Source organism: Pseudomonas sp. B707 (assembly GCF_022496685.1).
Classification (GTDB): Bacteria; Pseudomonadota; Gammaproteobacteria; order Pseudomonadales; family Pseudomonadaceae; genus Aquipseudomonas; species Aquipseudomonas paraglycinae.
On the sequence record NZ_WTVE01000024.1, the window covers coordinates 109,235 to 132,313 of the forward strand.

At 60.4% G+C, this 23,079-nt stretch carries 23 protein-coding genes; 8 read left to right on the forward strand and 15 right to left on the reverse strand.

Features of this window, described 5'->3' with window-relative positions; all coding sequences use genetic code 11:
- Positions 1-7: 7 nt before the first annotated feature.
- From GQX66_RS12170 to GQX66_RS12200, 7 genes are read right to left on the reverse strand one after another with little or no spacing between them, the layout of a single operon-like run.
- Positions 8-1,051, reverse strand: coding sequence for an acyltransferase (locus tag GQX66_RS12170; protein WP_102688116.1), 1,044 nt, complete (start codon positions 1,049-1,051; stop codon positions 8-10).
- A 12-nt stretch (positions 1,052-1,063) separates the two neighbouring features.
- A complete protein-coding gene (locus tag GQX66_RS12175) occupies positions 1,064-2,167 on the reverse strand; it encodes a hypothetical protein (RefSeq protein ID WP_011335164.1) in 1,104 nt (367 codons plus the stop codon).
- Complete coding sequence (locus GQX66_RS12180) at positions 2,158-3,390, reverse strand: polysaccharide biosynthesis C-terminal domain-containing protein (protein WP_240869396.1); 1,233 nt, start codon at positions 3,388-3,390, stop codon at positions 2,158-2,160. The genes GQX66_RS12175 and GQX66_RS12180 overlap by 10 nt, the downstream gene beginning before the upstream one ends.
- The gene (locus GQX66_RS12185) at positions 3,387-4,499 is read right to left on the reverse strand and encodes a polysaccharide pyruvyl transferase family protein (RefSeq protein ID WP_039772772.1); all 1,113 of its coding nucleotides are present in this window, start codon (positions 4,497-4,499) and stop codon (positions 3,387-3,389) included. Before GQX66_RS12185 ends, GQX66_RS12180 begins: the two co-directional genes overlap by 4 nt.
- 14 nt (positions 4,500-4,513) lie before the next feature.
- Positions 4,514-5,590: a glycosyltransferase gene (locus GQX66_RS12190; protein ID WP_240869401.1), complete on the reverse strand. Its 1,077-nt coding sequence runs from the start codon at positions 5,588-5,590 to the stop codon at positions 4,514-4,516.
- 41 nt (positions 5,591-5,631) lie between these two features.
- A complete protein-coding gene (locus GQX66_RS12195) occupies positions 5,632-7,854 on the reverse strand; it encodes a polysaccharide biosynthesis tyrosine autokinase (RefSeq protein ID WP_240869412.1) in 2,223 nt (740 codons plus the stop codon).
- A gap of 38 nt (positions 7,855-7,892) precedes the next feature.
- A complete protein-coding gene (locus tag GQX66_RS12200; protein ID WP_129973237.1) occupies positions 7,893-8,333 on the reverse strand; it encodes a low molecular weight protein-tyrosine-phosphatase in 441 nt (146 codons plus the stop codon).
- Positions 8,334-8,623: 290 nt separating this feature from the next.
- Between GQX66_RS12200 and GQX66_RS12205 the strand changes: the two genes are divergently transcribed.
- Complete coding sequence (locus GQX66_RS12205) at positions 8,624-9,568, forward strand: glycosyl hydrolase family 5 (RefSeq protein WP_240869413.1); 945 nt, start codon at positions 8,624-8,626, stop codon at positions 9,566-9,568.
- 188 nt (positions 9,569-9,756) lie between these two features.
- Positions 9,757-10,683, forward strand: a complete 927-nt coding sequence (gene tal, locus GQX66_RS12210; RefSeq protein WP_102688112.1) for a transaldolase — start codon at positions 9,757-9,759, stop codon at positions 10,681-10,683.
- A 73-nt stretch (positions 10,684-10,756) separates the two neighbouring features.
- On the opposite strand, the gene rssC is transcribed toward tal, so the two are convergent.
- From rssC to GQX66_RS12225, 3 genes are all read right to left on the reverse strand, one after another.
- A complete protein-coding gene (gene rssC, locus GQX66_RS12215; protein ID WP_003226553.1) occupies positions 10,757-11,239 on the reverse strand; it encodes an anti-sigma factor antagonist RssC in 483 nt (160 codons plus the stop codon).
- Positions 11,239-12,420 carry a two-component system response regulator RssB gene (gene rssB, locus GQX66_RS12220; RefSeq protein ID WP_041475374.1) on the reverse strand — a complete coding sequence of 394 codons (1,182 nt, stop codon included), beginning with the start codon at positions 12,418-12,420 and terminating at the stop codon, positions 11,239-11,241. Before rssB ends, rssC begins: the two co-directional genes overlap by 1 nt.
- 322 nt (positions 12,421-12,742) lie before the next feature.
- Positions 12,743-13,432, reverse strand: a complete 690-nt coding sequence (locus GQX66_RS12225; protein ID WP_011335174.1) for a VacJ family lipoprotein — start codon at positions 13,430-13,432, stop codon at positions 12,743-12,745.
- 186 nt (positions 13,433-13,618) lie between these two features.
- Between GQX66_RS12225 and GQX66_RS12230 the strand changes: the two genes are divergently transcribed.
- Positions 13,619-14,239 carry an HAD family phosphatase gene (locus GQX66_RS12230; RefSeq protein WP_240869418.1) on the forward strand — a complete coding sequence of 207 codons (621 nt, stop codon included), beginning with the start codon at positions 13,619-13,621 and terminating at the stop codon, positions 14,237-14,239.
- Between the two features lie 108 nt (positions 14,240-14,347).
- Entirely contained in the window at positions 14,348-14,611 is a 264-nt protein-coding gene (locus tag GQX66_RS12235; RefSeq protein ID WP_039772780.1) for a DUF4404 family protein, read from the forward strand.
- Between the two features lie 63 nt (positions 14,612-14,674).
- Here GQX66_RS12235 and queF read toward each other — a convergent pair whose 3' ends face one another.
- Both queF and GQX66_RS12245 read right to left on the reverse strand, forming a co-directional pair.
- Positions 14,675-15,505: an NADPH-dependent 7-cyano-7-deazaguanine reductase QueF gene (gene queF / locus GQX66_RS12240; RefSeq protein ID WP_085608218.1), complete on the reverse strand. Its 831-nt coding sequence runs from the start codon at positions 15,503-15,505 to the stop codon at positions 14,675-14,677.
- A gap of 61 nt (positions 15,506-15,566) precedes the next feature.
- A complete protein-coding gene (locus tag GQX66_RS12245; protein ID WP_240869420.1) occupies positions 15,567-16,100 on the reverse strand; it encodes a cupredoxin family protein in 534 nt (177 codons plus the stop codon).
- 154 nt (positions 16,101-16,254) lie between these two features.
- Here GQX66_RS12245 and GQX66_RS12250 point away from each other — a divergent pair, with 154 nt between their 5' ends.
- Positions 16,255-16,935, forward strand: a complete 681-nt coding sequence (locus tag GQX66_RS12250; RefSeq protein WP_240869423.1) for a heavy metal response regulator transcription factor — start codon at positions 16,255-16,257, stop codon at positions 16,933-16,935.
- Entirely contained in the window at positions 16,935-18,272 is a 1,338-nt protein-coding gene (locus GQX66_RS12255) for a heavy metal sensor histidine kinase (protein ID WP_134022743.1), read from the forward strand. The genes GQX66_RS12250 and GQX66_RS12255 overlap by 1 nt, the downstream gene beginning before the upstream one ends.
- Positions 18,273-18,391: 119 nt before the next feature.
- Here the strand turns inward: GQX66_RS12255 and GQX66_RS12260 are convergent, their stop codons facing one another.
- The 3 genes from GQX66_RS12260 to GQX66_RS12270 form a co-directional block, all read right to left on the reverse strand.
- A complete protein-coding gene (locus tag GQX66_RS12260; protein ID WP_011335181.1) occupies positions 18,392-19,636 on the reverse strand; it encodes a lipoprotein-releasing ABC transporter permease subunit in 1,245 nt (414 codons plus the stop codon).
- Between the two features lie 63 nt (positions 19,637-19,699).
- Positions 19,700-20,383 carry a lipoprotein-releasing ABC transporter ATP-binding protein LolD gene (gene lolD / locus GQX66_RS12265; RefSeq protein ID WP_162831788.1) on the reverse strand — a complete coding sequence of 228 codons (684 nt, stop codon included), beginning with the start codon at positions 20,381-20,383 and terminating at the stop codon, positions 19,700-19,702.
- 7 nt (positions 20,384-20,390) lie between these two features.
- Positions 20,391-21,641 carry a lipoprotein-releasing ABC transporter permease subunit gene (locus GQX66_RS12270; RefSeq protein WP_039772786.1) on the reverse strand — a complete coding sequence of 417 codons (1,251 nt, stop codon included), beginning with the start codon at positions 21,639-21,641 and terminating at the stop codon, positions 20,391-20,393.
- A 94-nt stretch (positions 21,642-21,735) separates the two neighbouring features.
- On the opposite strand from GQX66_RS12270, the gene GQX66_RS12275 reads away from it, so the two are divergent.
- A complete protein-coding gene (locus GQX66_RS12275) occupies positions 21,736-22,317 on the forward strand; it encodes a PilZ domain-containing protein (RefSeq protein WP_039772787.1) in 582 nt (193 codons plus the stop codon).
- 14 nt (positions 22,318-22,331) lie between these two features.
- Entirely contained in the window at positions 22,332-23,054 is a 723-nt protein-coding gene (locus GQX66_RS12280; protein WP_007953017.1) for a glycerophosphodiester phosphodiesterase, read from the forward strand.
- Positions 23,055-23,079: the final 25 nt, after the last annotated feature.

The following is a 23,079-nucleotide window of genomic DNA, read 5'->3' on the forward strand; positions in this document are numbered from 1 at the left end:
GCTTCCTTCATCGGGTCTGCGCCACCGGAGCGATGGTTGCCGCCGGTTTCTTTTTCGTCGCCGCACGTTCGCCGAGAAACAGCACGGAAGTGAAGTTGAACCGACTGAAAATCATCGACAACACCACAGGCCCGAGCAAACCAAATGTCAAACCGCAGAACACCAGCACGCTTTCGTCTTTCACACCCAGGCGGCCGAGGATCGAACGCGACGTAGCGGCGAACAATACGTGAAACAGGAAAATCGCGTAGGAGTAACCGCCAAGCCAGGTCAGCGCCTTCGAGCGCATGTCACTCGACAGCAATGCGATGCACGACACGCAGCCCACCGCCAGGCCAATCAGGCTGCGGCGGTCGACGATCAGCTCGCGGTCCACCGACGCCACGTACAGCAACGTCAGCGAGATCAGCACAAACACCAGCGGGCCGATCACCTTGAACGTCTGCTTCAGCTCGCTGACTTTCTCCTGACCGATCATGCCCGCCACGAAGAACGGCAGCAGATAAATCGCCCCGTTGATACCGAATGCGTCCAGCGGAAACGGCGGCAACAGGAACACCGCCGCCGCGAACGCGAACAACAGATACAGGCGCGTCGGTGTACGCAGCAGCCCGCGCCATTCCAGCAGGCCGACGAATATGAAAATGATGAACACCGCCTGCAGGAACCAGAAGTGGTTGATCGGCACATAGAACGACAACAGCGCATCCATCACGCTGACGTCCTTGTTCACGCCCGGCCCCACCGCCTGCAATACTGAGAACGGCACCCCCACGCAAAACAGCGGCACGATCAGCCGCCGCACCTTGCCGCTGAAGAACGCGGAAAAGTCATTGCCGCGAATCTTGTAGAGGGAATAGATGTAGCCGGAGATGAAGGTGAACAGCGGCATGCGCACGTACACCATCGAATCGGCGATCACCCGGAACGGCGAGCCGATGTCGATTTTCAAACCGCCGCCCAACGGCCCGATCACGTGATAAAGCACCAGCAACAGGCACGCCAGGCCACGCAGGGTTTCGATCTCCAGGGACTTTTTCTTGCTCGACATAAAGCACCCGCCTCAATTCAGAATTCTTGATTCAACCTTCACCGGTTTGTTCGCCCGCAGCATCAACCCCAGGCCCACGAACAGCACCGGCACCACCATCGAAAAGTGCCGGGCGAACGAACCGAAGTCCGGTTCGAACAAGCCTTGAACCAGCAGGAATGCCAGCGGAATCGCGATCAGTTCCTTGGGTTTGGTCTGGATCGGCGCGCCCTTGTAATCGGTCGAGGTGATGACTTTGAACAGCAGCAGCGCGGTCATGATCATCAACGCCACGAAGATCACCTGGCCCGGCCCGGACAGCAGGATCAGCTCTACGGGGAACGACAAGCGGAAGAAAATGATCATCGAGTCCAGGGCCTGCGAGACGAAGTCGCTGCCGCTGAGCCACGACACGATCAGCGATTTGGACCCCTCCTCGCCCGCCGTGCGCAGTTCGTTGTTGCTGGCACGAATCGACGACACCGGAAAGCCCAGCGCCAGTTGGATCGCCATCGCAACCGCCAGGTAGAACAGGAACAGCATCAGGAAGAAGGTGGTGCGCGAGACGTACTTTTTCATCACGCAGACGCCGACCCAGGACAGCGAAAACAGAATCCAGTAGGGCCGGATCAGCACGCCGTAGATCACCGCCGAGAGGAAAAATCCGCCGCGATATTTGCGTGTCAGCGAGCTGAACAGAATGCTCAACACCGCCACCGACACGATGATTTCCTTGGTCAGGTTTTCCAGGAAAAACGAACGCACGATGCCCCACAGGCACAGGGTTCCGAAGATGGTCAGCGGCATGCGCCGGAACACCACCACGGGAATCGCCGTGAGGAAAAAGTTGCAGAACATCCCGTAGGCCCAGGCGTTGGTCAGGTTGATCCCGGTGGGCCGCAGCAGGAATGCCGAACACTCGTAGGACGAGCGATCCGGCGAGAACGGGTTCCAGAAATTACAGTTGTCGGCCCGGGCATAGGACGACCACAGGGTCATCGCATCCGGGCCCGGATCGCGCGGCACCAGCAGCGGCATCGCCACGGACAGAAACAGCCCGGTGAACAGGATCAGGAACGACAGCGAGGAATCGAGACGGCGGCCGCGAAACTCGATGCACGGCAGTTTCAGGCCCATGACACGACAGCCTTTTTCGCGCGCGTGGCACGAGTCAGCAGCGCAATCACGGCGAGCTGCACGATGATCGCAAAGACGTTGCCCCAGGCCGCGCCGTAGATCGAATAATGCTTGATCAGCAGGTAACTGACCGGCACTGAAACCAGCAGACAAATGGCCGCGCTGGCCAGGGACACCCGACTGTTTTTCGAGGCGATCAACCCGCCCCAGACGATGTCGCCAATGGCGCGCAGGGCGAAGGAGAAAATCAGCACGCCGAGGATGCCGTTGTCCGGACGCGGAACGCTGGTGGCGACGTAATCGAGCACCACGTTGAAGAACAGATAAATCCCCACCGCGACTGCCGCCGACACCGCCAGCGAACGTGCGACCCACTTGTTCACAAACAACTGCCGGACCGTGAACGGTTGCTGATCGGCCTGATAACGCTTGGCGAGCAGCGGAATGCCGACCACCGCCACCACCGCGTAAGACAACGCCTGCAAGGTGTTGGCCGCCGACCACGCGTACACGTATTTACCGAGGCTGGCGTAAGGTTCGAGGTCTATGATCAGAAAGCGTTCGGCGTACTGACTCAGGGCGATCAGGCCAGTGCCGAGGTAAAACGGCAATCCGGCTTTCCAAACCGCCGCCGTCGCCAAGGTTCCCTCTTCCCGCCCGCGATGGACGTTCACCACGATCAGGTAACCGGCGACGATCACCAACACGTTGGCGATGACCCACAGCCACAACACGCTGGCGATTCCGGACACCCAGCCGAGCGCCATTCCGCCCACCGCCAGCAACGCCCAAAGTCCGGTCTTGATGAAAAACAGCAGCGCACCCGCCGTGGCTTTCTGTGCGGAAAACACGAACGAGTTGATCTCGAACGACAGGTGTTCGGTGAGCAGCACCAGCGTCACGCAAGCGATCAGCGCGGTGGTCGCCTCCACCGACTGGAACAGTGAATAAATCACCACCGTCAGCACCGACAACGCCAGGCCCACGGCCAGGTACAGCAGCAGCACCTTGTCCACGACCCGTCGCGAACTGCCGCCCACGCTGATCAGCCGATTGATTTCGGAACTGAAACCGACGCTGTAGAACTTCGACGCGATCAACGACGCCGCGACCACCACGCCGTAAAAACCCAGCGCCTCGTAACCGAGGTAATGGGTGATGGCGAGCACCAGCAAGAACTTCGCGCCCAGTGCCCCGCCCCGCAGCAACAGCCGGAATATCATCGAATGACGCCCTTGATGATGTCGTCCATGGCCACGGTTTTCGCCTCGATCTCGCGGCAGGTGTCGGTCAGGCGCTTGCCGAAATTCGACAGCGCGTCAGGCGCGTAAACCGTGTCGATGATGGTGTCGACATTGATGTCGCCGCCGTTAATGACCCAGTCCTCGACGCCCATGTCCTGATAGGCGCCGAAGCCTTTGCGTTCGTAGCTGATGTGGTACGCCGGCACACCCGAGAGCAGCGATTCGATCGCGCCGTGCAGGCGCACGGAAATCACCAGGTCCGGTTGGTATTTGGCCAGCGTTGCTTTCAGCGGCAGCAAGTCTTCGGTGATGCCCAGTTCGCGATAGAACGCGCCGTCATCGTTACCGCGCACGGCGCTCTGTACGGCGCAGACCACTTTGCTTTTGTTCTTCAAGCGCTGCAGCAGCACTTTCAGGTTGGCCACGTAAGCAAGTTTCTTTTCCTTGCTCCACGCCGGTGGTTTGCGCAGCACCACGCACACCGTGGCCGGCGTCGAGGCGCAGCGGGTGAACTTGGGTTGCTGAAGGATCTTGCCGGCCAGCGCCTGCACCGCGAGGTCCGGTGCGCGGTAGACATTCTCGCAAGCATCGAACAGCGCCGAGGAACGGTTATCGCGCACGAACACCGCGTCGGCGCTGGCGTAGTGGCCGACGATCTTGTCGCTGTCGCCGTGGAACGGCCCGATGCTTTGCGGCAGATACACCGACGGCACTTTGCTGAGGATCGCGGTTTCCAGCTGCTTGGCGTGGCCGAGTTTCAGCTTGATGTGCTCGAAGGCACTTTTCGAGCGCATGTAGCCGCCGCCGACACCGACGATCAGATCGGTTTTCTTCAACAGATCCGCCAACCCGGCGTAGGACTGATTGAGAAACACCGCCTGTTTGACTCGGCCCAAACCCTTGGCCGCCATCACCGGCGCGTCGAAACGCGGGTGCGGCAGGTACTTGAAAGAGTCCGGATCGGACGCCACGACGCTGATCGCGGTGTCTTCGCCAAAGTTGCGCTGCACCAGCGCAATGGCCAGATCGACCAGCAGACCATCGCCGGAATTGGAGGCACTGTAGCCATGCAAAATCGTTACGTTCATGAGCGGAGTTCTACTTAATAAGAGGGAGCGGAATACACGTCGTAGGTCTGGCGGATCATCAACGCGGCGCTGAAACGCTCGCGGACGATGCGCCGACCTTCGATGCCGAGAGCCGACAACGCAGGCTTCTGGATTTTCTTCAGGCGCTCGGCCAGCGCCTGGTGATCACCGGCGGGGAACACGTAACCGGACACACCATGGGTGACCAATTCGGGCAACGACGTGCAGTCGCTGGCAATCACCGGCAGGCCCAGAGCCATGCCTTCCAGCGGCACCATGGCAAAGCCTTCCCAGCGGCTCGGCACGATCAGCGCATCGGCTTTCTGATACAGCGCGTGCACTTCGGTTGGCGTCACCCAGGGCAGGTATTCCACCCCGTCCAGCGGCGGACATTCGACGACGTCCTCGTTCACCGCACTGCCCACCACCGTCAGTTTCAGGTCGCTGCGTTTTGCTTCGCTGTAGGCCTTGAGCAATACGTCGAAGCCTTTCTGGTAGTCGAGGCGACCCACGAACAGCAGATGAATCGGTGCCGGATCGTTGGCCTTGCGTTCTTCATGCTTGTGATCGATGCCGTTGTAAATCAGCGTCATGCGCTTGCGCTCGATGCCAAACTTCGCGGCCTTGTCCAGTTCGAACTGGCTGACGCAAATGATCTTGTCCGTGACCTTCTGCAGCACGCGCTCGATCCCCGCATAGACTTTCTGCTTGATCGGCGAGCTTTCCATCAGGAACGAAAACGCATGGGGGCAGTAGACGATTTTCGGCTTGCGCCACGGCCGCAGGAGCACGCACACGCAGCGGCCGATCACCCCGGAAAAGGTGCTGTGCAGATGCACCACATCGGGTTTTTCCTTGAGCAGGACCCGCGCCAGTTGCCAGGCAAAACGCAGCAGCGACGGCACATTCCGCCCGCTTCGGGCGAAGGTGCGGATCTGCTGTGCATCGATGCCGTGCAGTTCTTTCTTCTGGTCGAGCGGGACCAGATACACCAGCTCATAGCGCCCGTCTTCCGGAGCCGCCGAAATCGTGCGGATGACCGTCGCCACCCCACCTTTGATCGTTTCCGCCACGTGCAGTATTTTTTTCACAACCCACCCACTTTCATGCCTGTAAGGACCGTCGCTGAATTTCAGGACTGGTCGGACGCGTATTCGTAGTTGTAATAGCTGCCGTTGCCGTAATAGCTGGCCGCACGCTTCTCGACGCCGTTGAACACCGCGCCCTTCAACTCGATACCGTTCTGGGCGAAACGACGGATCGTCATTTCGATTTCCTTGGCCGGGTTCACCCCGAACCGCGCGACGATCAGGCTGATGCCGGCTTCGCGACCGACAATCGCCGCATCGGTCACGGCCAGCAGCGGTGGCGTGTCGATGATCACCACGTCATAGCGCTCGCTGAGTTGCGCCAGCAGTTCGCGGAAATTGGCGTGCATCAACAGTTCGGAAGGGTTGGGCGGAACCTGGCCACGGCTGATGAAGTGCAGGTTGTCGACCTCGACCTTGTTGATCGCCTGATCGAGGGTGCAGCGCTTGACCAGCAGATCCGACAAGCCGTTGGTGATCGGCGTGTTCAGCGTCTTGTGCAGATGCCCCTTGCGCATGTCGGCGTCGATCAGCACCACGCGCTGCCCGCTCTGGGCCATGACCGCCGCGAGGTTGGAAGAGACGAAGGTCTTGCCGACCTGCGGGCTCGGGCCGGAAATCATGATGCGGTTGTTGGTCGAATCCAGTGCGGCGAAGTGCAGGCAGGTGCGCAGGCTACGGATCGATTCGATGGACAGGTCCGTCGGGTTGCGCAGGGCCAGCAGATACGCCGGCGTGTCCGCCGCGACTTTGGCCCGGACTTTTCTGCTGTCCTCTTCCTGTTGCAGGGCGCTGTAGGGAATCGACGCGTAGACCGGCAAGCCAAGCTGCTCGATGGCTTCCGGCCCTTCCAGGCCCTTACTCAGGGATTTACGCAACAGCACCAGCGCCACGCCGACGAAGGCGCCGAGGAAGGTGGCGATCAGCACGATCAGGGCTTTTTTCGGTTTGACCGGGCTGGTCAGGTCGACGTCCGCCGTATCCACCAGGCGCACGTTACCCACGGCACCGGCGCGAATGATGTCCAGCTCCTGGGATTTGTTGAGCAACTGGGTGTAGATCTGCGAAGCGACTTCGACATCGCGGGTCAGGTTGAGCAGTTCCTGCTGCGTGGCCGGCAGGTCCTGCACCTTGCCTTCCAGCGAACGCTGCTGCTGGGTCAATTCACCGATCTGGGTCATCAGCGCGCGGTAGGCCGGGTGCTGTTTGGTGAACTTGCGATCCATCTCCGCCTGTTGCAGTTTCAGCTCGGAAATCCGCGTTTCGAGCGCCACGGACTGGCCGAGCACCGATTGGGTTTCCAGCGAGATGTTCACGGTCTTGCCGTGGGTCTGGTAGGCGTTGAGCGCATCGCTGGCCTTGGCCAGATCGCGTTTGACCTGCGGCAACTGGCTTTGCAGGAAGGCCAGGCTCTGCGCCGCTTCGGCCGAAGTGCGGCGCACGTTCTGATCGACGTACAGCGAAGCGATCTTGTTGAGGATCTTCACCGCTTCGGCGGCGTCGCTGCTGGCCAGGGCCAGGCGGATGATGCCCGACTCCTTGCCTTGCTCGGAGATGTCCAGCGCGTCCTGATAACCCTGGATGGTCACGATGCGCGGGTAGCGCACCACTTCGAAACGTGTCCCGGGGTTGGCCAACAGTTGCGCGACCTGCCCTTCTACGCCGTCCTGGGCGAAGGCTTCGCCCGCCACGCCTTCTACCAACAGGTTGTCGTTGTCGTCCAACAGCTGAAAGCGATGTTGTTCGCCGGCAATCAGGGTGAGTTTCTTGCCCAGCAGTTCCTTGGGCAGATTGAGCTTCGCAAACTCCAGACGCTCACCGCCCCAGGCGTAGCTGCTCAGGCCGAAACGCGGCGGCGCGACGCTGAGTTCGGTCTCACCGCGATAGCGCCGGGAGAGAAAGCCGCCGATCAGTGGAAAGGTGTTGGGGGTGACGTCGATATCCAGGCGCAGATCGTCGACCGTCTTGCCGATCACTGCGCGGGATTTGATGATGCCGATTTCGGTCACCGACGGCGATTGCCCGCCGAGCATGCTGTTGAGGTCGGAAAAACCGAGCATGTCGTTCTTTTTCGGTTCGACCTGCACCAGCGCGTTGGCCAGATACACCGGCGTGGCCAAAATCGCATAGGCCACACCGGTCATCATGAACGCGCCGGTGAACGCACCGATCAACCACTTCTGATCGATCAGGCTGCCGAAGATGCCGAGAAGATCAATACTGTCTTGATCATTTTCACGGGTGCCGATTACTGACGGTAACTGCATAAGTCTTTCTTACCATTCACTGAACTGAAGAATATTCATCAACGCGCCAGGCGTTGCGCCCATGAGCTAACAGCATCTTCAATCAATGCATGGGCATGAATAAAAGCGGCTTGCCCCTGACGATACGGGTCCTGTATTTCTCGTTCGCTCTGCCACTTGCCCAGCAGAAACACTTTGCCCCTGGCGTGAGAGGCAATCTTCAGTACTTGATTAACATGTTGTTTTTCCATGACCAGAATCAGGTCTGATTCATTGACGATGTCCGCTGTCAGTTGCCGCGCCGTGAACCCTTCGGCACTGTGCCCACGGTCTTCCAGCACTCGGCGCGCGGTCGACTCCATGCCTTCGCCGACCCGTGCAGACAGGCCTGCGGAGGTCACGCTGATCGCCGAGGGTGTCAGTGCATTGCGCAACAGAAGTTCCGCTGTCGGACTTCGGCAGATATTGCCTACGCAAACGACAAGAATCTTTTTGAACAAGGTTTACTTTCCCGTGTAATGTCAATCGGCCAACATGCCTTGCACATTCGAATGAACCCGCAAGACCTTCCTTCACTCGGAAATAGATTCACCCTTAATACCGATGCATTAAGTACCACGGCCTCTAAAAGTCCCCCAACCAGAATTACCGGACTAAAAATAACTGTGATTTTCAGGCGAAAGTTTTCCGACAAAAAATAACATTCGTGCACTTCGCGCCCTCTTCGTCATCGAAATACAGGCAACGAGATAACAATTGGCTAGATGTCATTCTCATCAGGAGAGCAGACATGAAATCAGCACATCTCAAACATCTTGGTGCCGCCGCCCTGTTGATGCTCAGTGCTACCGCGCAGGTTCACGCCAGCACGTTGTTCCCGTCACTGCCCGCCAGAACCATCGGCGTTCAGGTCAAGATCCAGAACTTCACCCCGGCCGACGCCGAGCAGATCAAGGCGGCGGGATTCAGTTTCGTGCGCTTCGGCGTGTGGAGCGACAGCCTCGGCGCCAAGGCCTATCAGAAACAGATCAGCGATGCGTTCGCGGCGGCGAGGTCCGCCGGCTTGCCGGTCTTGATGACTGTGCGCGCCACCAAGCCGTTGACCGGCGACCTGACAACCGCCGGTGAAGCGTTCGCCAACGCGGTGAGCGGGCTTGAGCAAGCATGGAGCACACAACTGGTGGGGATCGAAATCTGGAACGAGCCGGATCTCGACACCTACTGGCCCACCGGAGACTTCAAAAACACCTTCGTGCCGTTCATGACGGCCATGTGCAAGACGCTGCAGGGCAAACCGCAATCGACGCCTCTGGTAGGCTTCGGTTTTGCCCGCCCGCCGACGGCCGGTTCCGCCTCGACCGTGGCACTCAACAGCATTCTCGGCACCTATCCTGAGTGCCTGGACGCCATTTCCTACCACCCCTACGGCATGACCGCGACACAGATCAGTAACGCGCAGAACTTCATTCAGCAAAACTTCCGTCTGCCGGGCGTCATCAGTGAATGGGGCATCTCGGCGCTCGCTTCAAACGGTGGGCCGGAAGGGCAAGCCAGTAAAATCTCTGCGTTCATCGCGGATGTTAAAAAACTCAACATTCCGCTGACGTCGATTTATGAATGGAAGAACAGCGAGTCGGGGAGCAACGACCGGGAGAAGAATTTCGGCCTGCTGACCTCCGATGGCCAGCCGAAACCGGCACAGGCGGCGGTCTCGACGCATTTGAACGCCGATTAAGCCGTACAGCGGGTCGGTTGCTTTGAACCTGTGGTTCTTTTTGGCATCGTATTGATCGATAACGCGCCCCGCCTTTCAAACAGCCGTTTTCAGGTTGTTGCCACCGGGGCGCTCGATACGCCGACATGCCCTTGAGTGGCTGTCGGCGCTCGGGTAATGTCACCAGACCCATAGGACAGAGCACGCTCATGACTTCCAAGCTGGAACAACTCAAACAGTTCACCACCGTCGTGGCCGACACCGGCGACTTCGAAGCGATTGCCCGGGTCAAACCGGTCGACGCCACCACCAACCCTTCCCTGCTGCTCAAGGCAGCCGCGATTCCGGCCTACGCCGAACTGCTGAACGCCAGCGTGCGCGACTGCAAGGGCGATGTCGGCCTGGCCAGCGACCGTTTCGGCGTCGCAGTCGGTCAGGAAATCCTCAAGGTCATTCCGGGCCGCATTTCCACCGAAGTGGATGCGCGCCTGTCGTTCGACAAGGACGCGATGCTCAAGCGTGCCCATCGCCTGATCGAACTGTACGACAAGGCCGGCGTCGGCCGTGACCGCGTGCTGATCAAGATCGCCTCGACCTGGGAAGGCATCCGTGCCGCCGAAGTCCTGGAGAAGGAAGGCATCCAGACCAACCTGACCCTGCTGTTCTCCTTCGCTCAGGCCGCTGCCTGCGCCGATGCCGGCGTGTTCCTGATCTCGCCGTTCGTGGGCCGCATCTACGACTGGTACAAGAAGGCCAACGGCAACGACTACACCGGTGCCGACGATCCGGGCGTGCAGTCCGTGACGCGCATCTACAATTACTACAAGGCCAATGACTACAAGACCGTGGTCATGGGCGCGAGCTTCCGCAACCTCAATCAGATCGAGCAACTGGCCGGCTGCGACCGTCTGACCATCAGCCCGGACCTGATCGACAAGCTGGCAGCCGACACCGGTAAGCTGGAACGCAAACTCGCTCCGGGCCATGCCGGCGAAGCGCGCCTGAGCCTCAACGAATCGCAATTCCGCTGGTTGTCCAACGAAGACGCGATGGCCACCGAGAAACTGGCCGAAGGCATCCGTCAGTTTGCCCGCGACCAGGAAAAACTCGAGGCGCTGCTGCAAGCCAAGCTGTAATCGGCCGAGCACAGACGCAAAAAGGGCGAACCCTCACAGGTTCGCCCTTTTTTGTGCCTCGCGTTCTGGCTGATCAGTGCCGTTCGAGGGCATTCACCAGGTCATGGAAGGCTTCGCGGTTGGAGTCGTTCAGGCCCATGAGGATCTTGTGCGCTTCGAGCACCTTGATCCGCACCACCTCTTCCGACTGATCCTGATCCGGCAGGTCATCGAGGCATTCCGGGCACGGCACGGGATGGTTGACGATATTGAACACCTGCTCGAAACCCATCGACTGCAACAGACGGGTAATGTCCTCGTGGGTGGTGACCACGGTCGGCAGCAGGCCGACCTTCTGCCGCGACAGGATCGACAGCTTGGCCAACAGGCCCAAGGTGGTGCTGTCGATGCTGCGGGTTTCGGTCAAATCGATCACGATCGCGTTGAAATTCAGCGCGGTGAAGATTTTTTCAATAGTCGCATCCAACGCCGAACACAGGGTCAGGCGAACTTCACCGACGAACTTCAGGACGAAGGTGCCGTCCTGCTCGGCGAACTGGATTCTACCGGTACTCATCAAAGATTCCTGCTCAACACCAACAGGGCGATATCATCCGGCATCTCCCCTAGCGTGGCCAATCCAAAAACCTGCCGCAGACCATCCAGGCTGCCGCCCGCCGACTTTACCTTTTGCGGTAAAGCGGCTTCTTTCTCTTTGAGTGTGGGCTCTGGCAAAAGATCCAGAATGCCATCAGACATCAGCGTCAGGCTGAACGTCGGTGGCAGTTCGAGCACGTGGTCTTCGTAGGTGGCTTCATTGAAAAGCCCCACGGGCAGACCGCGCCCCTCGAGGTAGCGAACACTGTCAGGCGTGTACAACACAGGCAACGGCAGATGGCCGCCGATGCTATAGGTCAACAAACCGGTCTCCTCGTCGATGACTCCACCGACCATTGTGACGTGTTTACCCAGCTTACAACTGATCAGCCCCCGGTTGATATGACCGAGGACTTCCGAAGGCTTGAATTCCGGCAGCGTGCCGTTGCGCTTGGATTCGAACAGCAGGCGCGTAGTCATGAACTTCAGCAGCACGGTGACGAACGCCGAAGAGGCGCCATGACCCGATACATCCGCCAGATAGAACGCTACCCGGCGCTCGTCGACCCGGAAGTAGTCGACAAAATCACCCGACAGGTACAGCGACGGGATGATCTGGTGCGCAAACCTGAATTCGTCGATGGCCCATGGACTTTCCGGCAGCATGTTCATCTGCACCTGGCGACCGGCGTTCTGGTCTTCCTGGAGCAGGTTCAGGCTGGCTTCGAGTTCGCGGTTGGCCTTTTCCAGTTTCTCGCGGTAGCGCTGGTTTTCCAGCAGCAGACGCGCACGATCCAGGGCCCGGCGCACGGAGTGCTCGAGCACGGCCAGATCTTCGAGAGGCTTGATCAGGTAGTCCGCCGCGCCCAGGCGCAGGGCCTCGACCGCGTCGTTCATCACGCCGGCGCCCGAGACAACGATCACCGGAGTCTGCGGTGACCGCTCAGTGACCTGACGGATGAGTTCGAGACCGCCCATCTGCGGCATGCGCAGATCGCAGATGACCAAGTCGGGCGTGTCTTGCTCGAATACCTGAAGACCCTGCTGGCCGTTACTGGCCTGCAAGACGCTGAAACCACTGTCTTCCAAATAGGCCGCGAGGCTCGCGCGCACTACTTCGTCATCATCGATTATCAGCAGCGTGGCACTGGTTTTTGGCATGTGGGCAAACGGCGCCAGAATTAGGTTGGCGTAGCAGGCGGGGCAACGGCCCGGCACAGACTACTGGATTCGCTTTCTAGCCTCTCTGCTGCACCGCTTCGGAGCGTTCGTCCCGCACACGGTTGCACCAGAGGTGCCCTTCTAAGGCGCAGACGGTACTCCCATCCTTCGAGCGTTTCAAGCATGCGCCGATGGTCGCTTGGAGACTTTGTTTGTCAAATCACTCGCAGTTATAAGAACGGCTTCAACCGTAACCCAATCATTGGACGCGCCCACAAAAAAGGCGACCTCGCGGTCGCCCTTTTGTACCGATCAATCGAGATCAGAAATCGTCTTCGACCTGCCCGTCCTTGACCTTGAACTCGCGGTTCTGCAGGTAGGCGTTGCGGATGAAGGTGTACTTGTCGCCGCTGATCAGCTTCTCGCTCGACAGCAGGCTGGCGCGGGTGTCGACGATGTTCAGGCCGAAAATCGAGTTACGTACCGGTACATCGTTGATGTAGCGGTACGGGCCGGTGAAGCTGTCGACGTACTTGGACGGCGCGTCGCGCAGGGTGCTCGGGCCCATCAGCGGCAGCATCACGTAAGGGCCGCTGCCGACGCCCCAATAGCCGAGGGTCTGGCCGAAGTCTTCGTCGCTGCGGTTCAGGCCCATTTTGGTGCCGACATCGAAGAAACCGAGCAGGCCGAAAGTGGTGTTGAAGATCAGGCGAGCGGTGTCGACGCCAGCGGCGGCCGGTTTGGCCTGAAGAATGTTGTTCGCCAGGTTGGTGACATCACCGACGTTGCGGAACATGTTGTGGATGCCGTCTTCCAGGAATTGCGGAGTAACAAATTCGTACCCCTGCGCCAGAGGCTTCAGCGCATAGGTGTCGACGAAATCGTTGAACTGGAAGATCGGACGGTTGACGCTTTCCCAAGGGTCTTCTTCCGTTGCGGCCTGCGCGGCGAACGGCACCAGCATCACGCTGGCACATACACAAAGCTGAGCAAGAGGATGGCTCCAGCGCATAGAAAACTCCTTGGATAGTACGGACGCAGCACCTGGGCCGCGGCGATTAGTGCGTCAGTATAAGACGGAAACGGCGTTTTAGGCAGTTCCCCCGGTGAAACCCACTGTAGGACGCTTCGTCATTGGCCTGTCATGCAACTGTCACCGACATTGCCTAGCCTGATCGCTATTTCAGGGACGTTTTCCATGCCTCAAGCCGAAGCCTTGCCCCTCACGGCACCGACGCTGACCGCCGTGCTGTTCGGACTCAGTGGTTGTCTGGTGGACTTCGGCGCTCGCGCTCGTCATCACACCAGCGTCGGCCCGGAACACGCCGACGTCACACCCGGCGCCCTCGACAGCCTGCGCAGCCTGCAACGCCAGCAAATCCCCTGCGCCTGGCTTGATGAGCTGTCCACGGCCTGCACTCAGGTACTCTCATCGGCGCTACCTGACTGGATCAAACCGTCGCAACATTCGGCAACAATCAATCCGTGGCCGGCGCCCGATGCCTGCTGGCAAGCGTTGATGGGCTTGAATGTCGATCGCCTCGACGGTTGCGTGCTGGTCAGCGGCGAACCGCGCCTGCTGCAATCGGGTCTGAACGCGGGGCTTTGGACCATTGGCCTGGCGTCGTGCGGCTCGCTGTGCGGCCTGGCGCCGGGCGAATGGCAAGCCCTGAGCCAGAAGGAGCGCGAACAGCTGCGCGGCAAGGCGACGGTGCAGCTGTTCGGCCTCGGCGTGCACTCGGTGATCGATCATCTGGGCGAACTCGACACTTGTCTGGCGGACATCAGCCTGCGCCGTCTCAAAGGCGAAAAGCCCTGACCGGGATCATGCAGGTTGGCCAAGAGTGGATTAGTCTTAAGGAGAGACATAGACCTTTGGCGCACGGCTGCGGTCTATGCCAGTGCCTCTCGATAAAAGGAAACAACCATGCCCGCTCAAGAACTGCAGAAACAGCTCAATGCCCTGCGCGAGCAACTGGATCAAAATCCTCCGCTGACCGAAGCCGAGCGCGCTGATCTACATGCCCTGATGGAACAGATCGAACTGGAACTTGAACTGGAAACCAAAACCAAGGACTCCAACATTGCCGATGGCGTAAACCTTGCCGTTGAGCGCTTTGAAGTTGATCACCCCACCATCGCCGGCACACTGCGCAACATCATGAATTCCCTGGTCAGCATGGGCATCTGAAACCCGCGAATGCAAAAAAGCCCTGCCATCACTGGCAGGGCTTTTTCATGTCCGCGATGCGGGTTACTGACGAACCAGACGATGGTTCGGCAGTTGCACGCTTTCAGTGCTGCGATAAGGGTTGATGTCCAGCCCGCCCCGGCGCACATAACGCGCGAACACCGTGAGTTTTTCCGGTTTCAAAAGGCGCTGCAGGTCGAGGAAGATCCGCTCCACGCACTGCTCGTGGAAGTCCGAGTGCTGACGGAAGCTGACGATGTACTCCAGCAGGCTGGCGTGATCCAGCGCCGCGCCACGGTATTCCACCACCACGCTGCCCCAGTCGGGCTGACTGGTCACCGGGCAGTTGGATTTGAGCAGATGGCTGTGCACGCTCTCCTCCACCACCCGCGAATCGTCGCAGCGCAGCAGTTCAGGACGCGGGTGTTCGTAGTTGCTGACGCTGATATCCAGATCGTCGATGCACACGCCCGGCAGCGCGACAACGCCTTCGGCTTCGACGTCTTTCAGGCTGCGAACCCGCACGCCCACCGGTTTGCCGGCAGCAGCGGACAAGTCCTTGACCAGCGTCGCTTCAAGGCTCGCGATGTCGGCGAAAGGCGTCTGGTTCAGCGAGTTCAGGTAGAGCTTGAACGACTTGGATTCAATGATGTTCGGCGAATCCGCCGGAATGCTGAATTCACCGATCGCCACCACCGGTTTGCCCGACGGCAGCAGCCACGACAGTTCGAAGCAGTTCCAGAAATCCACGCCTTTATACGGCAGGGTTTCGGCGGTCAGGCCCAGCTCGGCCCATTTCGCGGTGCGCGGGATCGGGAACAGCAGGGACGGCGTGTACGTGGCGATGTATTCGCTGGATTTGCCCAGCGGCGAATGTTCGGCTGCGGGATGCATGGCGGAAACCTGACTGAAGAATCAGCGGATTCTACCAGCCTTTGCTCCCGCCTTTGAGTGCTTACTGACTGACTGTCAGTTTGCCGACCATTCCGGCCTGGTAATGCCCGGGAATGTTGCAGGCAAATTCCAGGTTTACCGCTTTGCTGAAGGTCCAGGTCAACTCGGCGGTCTTGCCCGGCTCCACCAGCACGCTGTTGGGGTCGTCATGCTTCATGCCGTGGCCCATCGAGCTGTGATCCATGCCCGCCATGTCGTGGGACATTTCCTTCATGCCGGTCGGCGTGAGCATGCCGCTTTGCTGCATCTGTAACATTTCCTGCTGATGTTTTGCATGCATCGCCGCGTCGCCGAGGTTGAATTCGTGCAGCAACTGGCCTTTATTCACCAGCACGAAACGAACGGTCTCACCGGCCTTGATCTCGATCGCCTTCGGATCAAAGCTCATGTCGCCCATCACCACTTCGATGCTGCGGGTGGCCTTGGCCGCCGGAGCCGGCTGGCCGAAGTCATAGGTGTGCGCCGGCGATGCCCACAGCGGCGAACTGAGCGCCAGCAGACACGCGGCAAGGGCCAGACGATTGCGCAAATACATAGTCGTACTCCAACAAATCAAGGTTCAGCCTGTGGGAAACTCTAGCCCGCCTGCGCTGGCAGCGACCTGACAGGGAGATTACAACTTTGTCAGGTTGGCGCGCACCGCGTGAGCCCACGGTATAACGTCCTCGTTCCCGCAACCCGAGTCGCCCATGAAACTGCTCATCGTCGAAGACCAACCCAAAACCGGCCAGTACCTGCGCCAGGGCCTGACCGAGGCCGGTTTCAACACCGAACTGGTGGCCGACGGCACCACCGGCCAGCAATTGGCGTTGAGCGGCGACTATGCGCTGCTGATCCTCGACGTGATGCTGCCCGGTCGCAATGGCTGGCAGATTCTGCAAGCGGTGCGCAGCGCCGGTCTGGAAACGCCGATCCTGTTTTTGACCGCCAAGGACACCGTTGAAGACCGGGTTCACGGCCTCGAACTGGGCGCCGACGACTACCTGGTCAAACCGTTCGCCTTCTCCGAATTGCTGGCGCGGGTGCGCAGCCTGTTGCGCCGCGGCAGTTCCACGCCCCAGGAAACCAGTCTGCGCCTGGCCGATCTGAGCCTGGACCTGATCCGCCGCCGGGTCGAACGCAGCGGTCAACGCATCGACCTCACCGCCAAAGAGTTCGCTCTGCTGGAAATGCTTTTGCGCCGCCAGGGCGAAGTGCTGCCCAAATCGCTGATCGCCTCGCAGGTCTGGGACATGAACTTCGACAGCGACACCAATGTGATCGAAGTGGCGATTCGTCGACTGCGTCTGAAGATTGATGACGACTACCCCCACAAGCTGATTCACACCGTACGCGGCATGGGTTACGTCCTTGAAGAGCGTGCCGACTGATGCGCCGACTGTCCTTGAGCGGTCGGCTGGCGCTTTTGTTCGCCGGCTGCACCGCCGTGGTTTCGCTGGTCGCCGGGGTCGTTTTCAATCGGGCCAGCGAGGGTCACTTCATCGAGCTCGACCAGCAACTGCTCGAAGGAAAACTGCTCAGCGTACGTCAGACACTGCTGAGTGGTAGCGACGCCGCGCACATCACCGATGAGTTGAGCCAACAGGGCGATGTCTCGCTGCGCATCAGCAGCCCTGAGGGACAACGCTGGTTCGGCCGTTCGTTGCATACGCCGGCGAATCTGCCGCAGCAACCCGGTCTGGCCACCATCAGCGACAACGGCACCGACTATCGCCTGCTCAACGCCGCGCTTGAACCGGAAAAACCGGATTCCCCGCAATTGACCTTGCTGCTGGACATCACCCACCACCAGCACTTTCTGCAACGCATGCAGCATCTGATCTGGCTGACCGTCGGCCTGTCGGCGCTGGCTACTGCGCTGCTCGGCGCCTGGGCGGCCCGCAGCGGTCTTCGCCCGTTACGCCGCATGAGTGCGGTGGCCCGTGGGATTTCGGCGCAATCGCTGAATGCCCGATTGCCGGAATCCCGGATGCCCGCAGAACTCGCGGAACTGGCCCACAGCTTCAACGCCATGCTCGGACGCCTCGATGACTCCTTTCAGCGACTGTCAGCGTTCTCCGCCGACATCGCCCATGAGCTGCGCACCCCATTGTCGAACCTGCTGACCCACACGCAGGTCACTCTCACCCGCCCTCGCCCCCTCGAAGACTATCGCGAAGCGCTGCACAGCAACCTGGAAGAGCTGCAATGGATGGCGCAACTGGTCAACGACATGCTTTATCTGGCCAAGGCCGACCACGGCTTGCTGGTGCCCAAGCGTGAACCGCTGGAGCTGGCGGAAGAAGCCGATGCGTTGCTGGAGTTTTTTGCGCCGCTGGCCGAAGACGCTCAGGTCAGCCTGAGCCGTGACGGTTATGGGCGGTTTGCGGGTGATCGCGCGATGTTGCGCCGGGCGCTGTCGAACCTGCTGGATAACGCGTTGCGCTTTACCCCTGCTAATGGCGAGCTGCGCGTGCGGGTAACCGAGCAGGCAAAGTCCTTGAGGGTGACCGTGGAGAACAGTGGCGAAGGGATTTCTGCTGAGTTGCTGCCGCGCTTGTTCGACCGCTTCTACCGGGCGGATCCGGCGCGCCAGGAAGGCAGCAGCGAGCATGCGGGATTGGGGCTGGCGATTACTCAGTCGATCATCCGGGCCCATGGCGGGCAGATTCATTGCGAATCGGCTCAGGGCTGGACGCGGTTTGTGATTGAGTTGCCTCGAAGCTGATCGTTCCCACGCTCTGCGTGGGAATGCAGCCCGGGGCGCTCTGCGCCCCTTAAGAGCCGAACGCGGAGCGTCCGTTGATGCATTCCCACGCGGAGCGTGGGAACGAGCATCGCGTGAACTTACGAATAGCGCAACGCGTGCGCCGGTTCGATCTTCGCCGCTCGCCAGGCCGGGTAAACGGTGGCCAGGAAGCTGAGGATGAAGCCCGCCGAGCAGATCAACAGCACGTCGCCGCCCTGCAATTCCGATGGCAGGTTGCTGACGAAGTACACGTCCGAACTGAAGATGTGCTGCCCGGTCACTCGCTCGACCCAGCCCACCATCTCACTGACATTCAGCGCGGCAATCACGCCCAGCACGCCGCCGATGATGGTGCCGACGATCCCGATCACCGTGCCCTGCACCATGAAGATCGCCATGATCTGTCGTGGCGTGGCGCCGATAGTGCGCAGGATCGCGATGTCCGCGCCCTTGTCGTTCACCACCATGATCAGGGTCGCGATGATGTTGAACGCCGCCACCGCGACGATCATCAACAGCAACAAGCCGATCATGGTTTTTTCCATCTTCATCGCGCTGAACAGGCTGCCCTGGGTGTGGGTCCAGTCGTCAGCCTTGAAGTCGGCGCCGAGGCCGCTGGCGATGTCCGACGAAACCTTCGGCGCGGCGTACAGATCCTTCACCGCCAGACGCACGCTCTGCACCTGATTCGGCTCCCAGTGCTGCATGGTCGCGGCGTCGGAGACGTGGATCAGGCCCATGGAACCGTCGAGTTCGGCACCGACCTTGAACACGCCGACCACGTTCAGACGCTGCATGCGCGGGGTGATGCCGCCCGGTGCGGTGCTGACTTCCGGCACGATCAGGGTAATCTTGTCGCCGACGTTGAGGCGGAAACGCCGGGCAGTGATTTCACCCAGCACTACGCCGAATTCACCCGGCTTCAAGGCATCGAGACGGCCCTGAACAATGTGCTGGGCAACGATCGACACCTTGCCTTCCTGGGCCGGATCGACGCCGCTGATCTGGATCGGCTGCATCATGCCCTTGTAGGACAGCATGCCTTCCATCTCGGTGAACGGCACGGCGGCCGTCACTTCCGGGTTCTTCATCGCGGCGGCGGCCACTGGCTGCCAGTCGTCGATCGGCTTGACGCCAACGATGGTCGCGTGGGGCACCATGCCGAGGATGCGCGAGCTCATTTCACGCTGGAAGCCGTTCATCACCGACAGCACCACGATCATCGCCAGCACGCCGAGGGCGAGACCGATCATCGAGGTCATCGAAATGAATGAAACAAAGCGATTGCGGCGCTTGGCGCGGGTATAGCGCGTGCCGATAAAGATCGATAACGGTCTGAACATTCGCTGGGGCACCGTATAAAAATAAAAGACCCGATGCCTTTTCAGGCACCGGGTTTCAAGCCGTCAGATGGGGGTCAGGCAACCTTCCTGCAGCTGCAGGACGCGGTCCATCTGGCGAGCCAGGTTCATGTCGTGAGTCACCACCAGAAACGCCGTGCGCATCGAAGTGCTGAGTTCCAGCATCAGATCCTGAATGCCTTCGGCGGTATGGGAGTCGAGGTTGCCGGTCGGCTCGTCGAGCATCACCAGCCCTGGATTGTTCACCAGCGCACGGGCGATGGCCACACGCTGGCGTTCGCCACCGGACAGTTCCGCCGGTTTGTGTTCCAGGCGATGGCCCAGACCGACCCGCTCCAGCAACGCCGTCGCACGCTGACGCGCTTCCGGGATAGCGGTCTTGCCGATCAGCAGCGGCATGCAGACGTTTTCCAGCGCGGTGAATTCCGGCAGCAGGTGGTGGAACTGGTACACGAACCCGAGGGCGCGGTTACGCAGCAGGCCACGCTTCTTCTCGCTCAGCGCCGACAGTTCTTCACCGTCGAGCCAGACTCCGCCCTTGGTCGGCGTGTCGAGACCGCCCAGCAGGTTGAGCAAGGTACTTTTGCCCGAACCGGACTTGCCGACGATCGCCACCCGCTCACCCGGATGCAGCTCCAGTTGCAGGTTGGCCAGCACTTCCACCGACTCCGGGCCTTCCTCGTAGGATTTGCCCAGGTTGCGGCAGCTCAAGATTGCTTTTTCACTCATGCCCGACTCACTCATAACGTAGCGCCTCCGCCGGCTGGGTGCGCGCGGCACGCCAGGCTGGATACAGGGTGGCGAGGAAACTCAGGACCAACGCAGCGGCGCAGACCATGACCACGTCCTGGCTCTGCACCTGCGACGGCAGGTAATCGATGAAATACACGTCGGCGTTGAGGAATTTGTGTCCGATCACGCCTTCGAGGGCCGAAATCGCGGCGCTGACGTTGAGCGCGGCGAAGATCCCGACCACGGCGCCGATGGCCGTGCCGACCACGCCGATCACCGTGCCCTGCACCATGAACGTGCGCATGATCGTGCCCGGTGTGGCGCCCAGTGTGCGCAGAATGGCGATGTCGCCCTTCTTGTCGTTCACCACCATCACCAGCGTGGAAATGATGTTGAACGCGGCTACGGCGACGATCAGCAGCAACAGCAGGCCAATCATGGCTTTTTCCATGCGGATCGCCTGATACAGATTGCCGTGGGTACGGGTCCAGTCGCGGGCGTAGTAACGGTCTTCGCCGAGGCGTTGGGCGATGTTCCACGCCTCACGCGGCGCCTGGAACAGATCGTCGAACTTCAGGCGCAGGCCCTGTACCTGATCAGGCTTCCAGCGGTGCATCTTCGCCAGATCCTGCAGGTTGGTGACGCCCAGGTAGCCGTCCAGCTCACCGGCGCCGACATGGAAGATGCCGACCACGGTGAAGCGCTTCATGCGCGGGAACATCCCGGCCGGGGTCACGCTGACCTCCGGCGCGACGAAGGTGATCTTGTCACCGAGGCCCACGCCGAGCTTGGTCGCGGCCTTGTCGCCGATCACGATGCCGAAGCTGCCCGGCGTCAGATCGTCGAGTTTGCCCTGCTTCATGAAGTTGTCGATGATCGAGACGTTGCGCTCCAGCGCCGGGTCGATGGCATTGAGCAACACCTTGGACACCTGGCCGTTGTTGGTCAGCAACCCCTGCATCTGGGTGAACGGCGCGACGGCCGCCACCTGCGGGTTCTGCTTGACCTTGGCGGCAAGGCTCGGCCAGTCGTTGATGGCTTCACCGGACTCGATGGTCGCGTGGGGCACCATGCCCAGCACGCGGGTGCGCATCTCATGATCGAAGCCGTTCATCACCGACAGCACCACGATCATCACGACCACGCCAAGGGCGAGCCCGATCATCGAAGTCAGGGAAATGAATGACACAAAATGATTGCGACGCTTTGCACGGGTATAACGCGTGCCGATAAATACGAAGAGAGGTCTGAACATGTCGGGGCTTGTTCGGAGGGAAAAGGAACGTCCTTGTGGCGGGGGTCGATAACCAGCTTTACACTCAGACCACCGCCGCTACCATGGGTTCGCCATGTCGACATTAGATGAAGAAGATCGCCGCGAATACTACCGTATCGAGGACACGATCGCACTGGAAATTCGGCCCCTGTCCGCTCCCGAAGCCGCAGGCCAGGAAGTGTTGCAGGATGCTTCTCCACTGTTCAACCTGCTCAGCGAATTGCACCTGAGCGAATTCGAGTCGCAGCACCTGCTGCGCCAGATCAGCGAACGCGACCGCGCCATCGCGGCGTTCCTGAAATCCCAGAACAAACGCATCGACCTGCTCAGCCAGGTGGTCGCCCTGACCGTGCTCGGCCATATCGGCGAGCCGCAACCGGTGATCATTTCCGAGGGCGGCATCGACTTCCAGCACCCGACCCCGATCGCCACCGGCGCCCACCTGTCGGTGAAACTGGTGCTGATGCCCCAGGCGCTTGGCCTGTTGCTGCGCGCCCGCGTCACCCATTGCGACCGCAAGGGCGACGGCTACGACGTCGGCACCGAGTTCGAACACCTGACCGACGCCCAGCGCCAGTTGCTCGCCCGCTATATCTTGCAGAAGCAGGCCCAGGAACGACGTCTGGCCCGCGAACAGAACGAATCAGGCATCTAAATTAAGGAAGAACCGTGACCCTTATCTACGGCCACCGCGGCGCCAAGGGCGAAGCACCGGAAAACACCCTGAGCAGTTTTCAGGAATGTCTCAAGCACGGCGTGCGCCGCTGCGAGCTGGACCTGCACCTGTCCAAGGACGGCGAGCTGATGGTCATCCACGACCCGACCCTCAAGCGCACCACCGACAGGCGCGGCAAGGTGGTCGAGCACACCGCCGCCGATCTTGTGACCTACGACGCGCGCAAGGGCGGCCCGGGCTGGATCAAGCCCTGCCCTATCCCGACGCTGGAAGAACTGTTCGAAAAGTGCGATTTCGAGCACTGGCAGCTGGAAGTCAAAAGCGCTTCGCGCACCCGCGCCGCGACCACCGTGCTGGCGATCCGTGAAATGGCGGTCAGACACGGGCTGCTCGACAAGGTGACAATCACCTCGAGTTCGCGGGAAGTATTGAAGGCTGCGCTGGATCTGGTGCCCGACGTGTCACGCGGCCTGGTGGCCGAATATGCCTGGCTCGACCCATTGAAGGTCGCGCAAAGTTACGGTTGCGAGATTCTGGCGTTGAACTGGACGCTGTGTACGCCGGAACGCCTGCAAAAGGCGCAGCGTCAGGGGCTGCATGTGTCGGTGTGGACCGTCAACGAGCCTGCGCTGATGCGCAGACTCGCCGACTTCGGCGTTGACAGCCTGATTACAGACTTTCCCGGTTTGGCCACTGCCACCCTCGGGAATTGCTGAAATCGGTCTCCCCGGCCGGCTCAGG

What these genes read in the sequence shown, in the direction of transcription:
- GQX66_RS12170 (WP_102688116.1), bottom strand. Translation starts at nt 1,051, where the DNA reads ATGTCGAGCAAGAAAAAGTCCCTGGAGATCGAAACCCTGCGTGGCCTG.
- GQX66_RS12175 (WP_011335164.1), bottom strand. Translation starts at nt 2,167, where the DNA reads ATGGGCCTGAAACTGCCGTGCATCGAGTTTCGCGGCCGCCGTCTCGAT.
- GQX66_RS12180 (WP_240869396.1), bottom strand. Translation starts at nt 3,390, where the DNA reads ATGATATTCCGGCTGTTGCTGCGGGGCGGGGCACTGGGCGCGAAGTTC.
- GQX66_RS12185 (WP_039772772.1), bottom strand. Translation starts at nt 4,499, where the DNA reads ATGAACGTAACGATTTTGCATGGCTACAGTGCCTCCAATTCCGGCGAT.
- GQX66_RS12195 (WP_240869412.1), bottom strand. Translation starts at nt 7,854, where the DNA reads ATGCAGTTACCGTCAGTAATCGGCACCCGTGAAAATGATCAAGACAGT.
- GQX66_RS12205 (WP_240869413.1), top strand. Translation starts at nt 8,624, where the DNA reads ATGAAATCAGCACATCTCAAACATCTTGGTGCCGCCGCCCTGTTGATG.
- tal (WP_102688112.1), top strand. Translation starts at nt 9,757, where the DNA reads ATGACTTCCAAGCTGGAACAACTCAAACAGTTCACCACCGTCGTGGCC.
- rssC (WP_003226553.1), bottom strand. Translation starts at nt 11,239, where the DNA reads ATGAGTACCGGTAGAATCCAGTTCGCCGAGCAGGACGGCACCTTCGTC.
- rssB (WP_041475374.1), bottom strand. Translation starts at nt 12,420, where the DNA reads ATGCCAAAAACCAGTGCCACGCTGCTGATAATCGATGATGACGAAGTA.
- GQX66_RS12225 (WP_011335174.1), bottom strand. Translation starts at nt 13,432, where the DNA reads ATGCGCTGGAGCCATCCTCTTGCTCAGCTTTGTGTATGTGCCAGCGTG.
- GQX66_RS12230 (WP_240869418.1), top strand. Translation starts at nt 13,619, where the DNA reads ATGCCTCAAGCCGAAGCCTTGCCCCTCACGGCACCGACGCTGACCGCC.
- GQX66_RS12235 (WP_039772780.1), top strand. Translation starts at nt 14,348, where the DNA reads ATGCCCGCTCAAGAACTGCAGAAACAGCTCAATGCCCTGCGCGAGCAA.
- queF (WP_085608218.1), bottom strand. Translation starts at nt 15,505, where the DNA reads ATGCATCCCGCAGCCGAACATTCGCCGCTGGGCAAATCCAGCGAATAC.
- GQX66_RS12245 (WP_240869420.1), bottom strand. Translation starts at nt 16,100, where the DNA reads ATGTATTTGCGCAATCGTCTGGCCCTTGCCGCGTGTCTGCTGGCGCTC.
- GQX66_RS12250 (WP_240869423.1), top strand. Translation starts at nt 16,255, where the DNA reads ATGAAACTGCTCATCGTCGAAGACCAACCCAAAACCGGCCAGTACCTG.
- GQX66_RS12255 (WP_134022743.1), top strand. Translation starts at nt 16,935, where the DNA reads ATGCGCCGACTGTCCTTGAGCGGTCGGCTGGCGCTTTTGTTCGCCGGC.
- GQX66_RS12260 (WP_011335181.1), bottom strand. Translation starts at nt 19,636, where the DNA reads ATGTTCAGACCGTTATCGATCTTTATCGGCACGCGCTATACCCGCGCC.
- lolD (WP_162831788.1), bottom strand. Translation starts at nt 20,383, where the DNA reads ATGAGTGAAAAAGCAATCTTGAGCTGCCGCAACCTGGGCAAATCCTAC.
- GQX66_RS12270 (WP_039772786.1), bottom strand. Translation starts at nt 21,641, where the DNA reads ATGTTCAGACCTCTCTTCGTATTTATCGGCACGCGTTATACCCGTGCA.
- GQX66_RS12275 (WP_039772787.1), top strand. Translation starts at nt 21,736, where the DNA reads ATGTCGACATTAGATGAAGAAGATCGCCGCGAATACTACCGTATCGAG.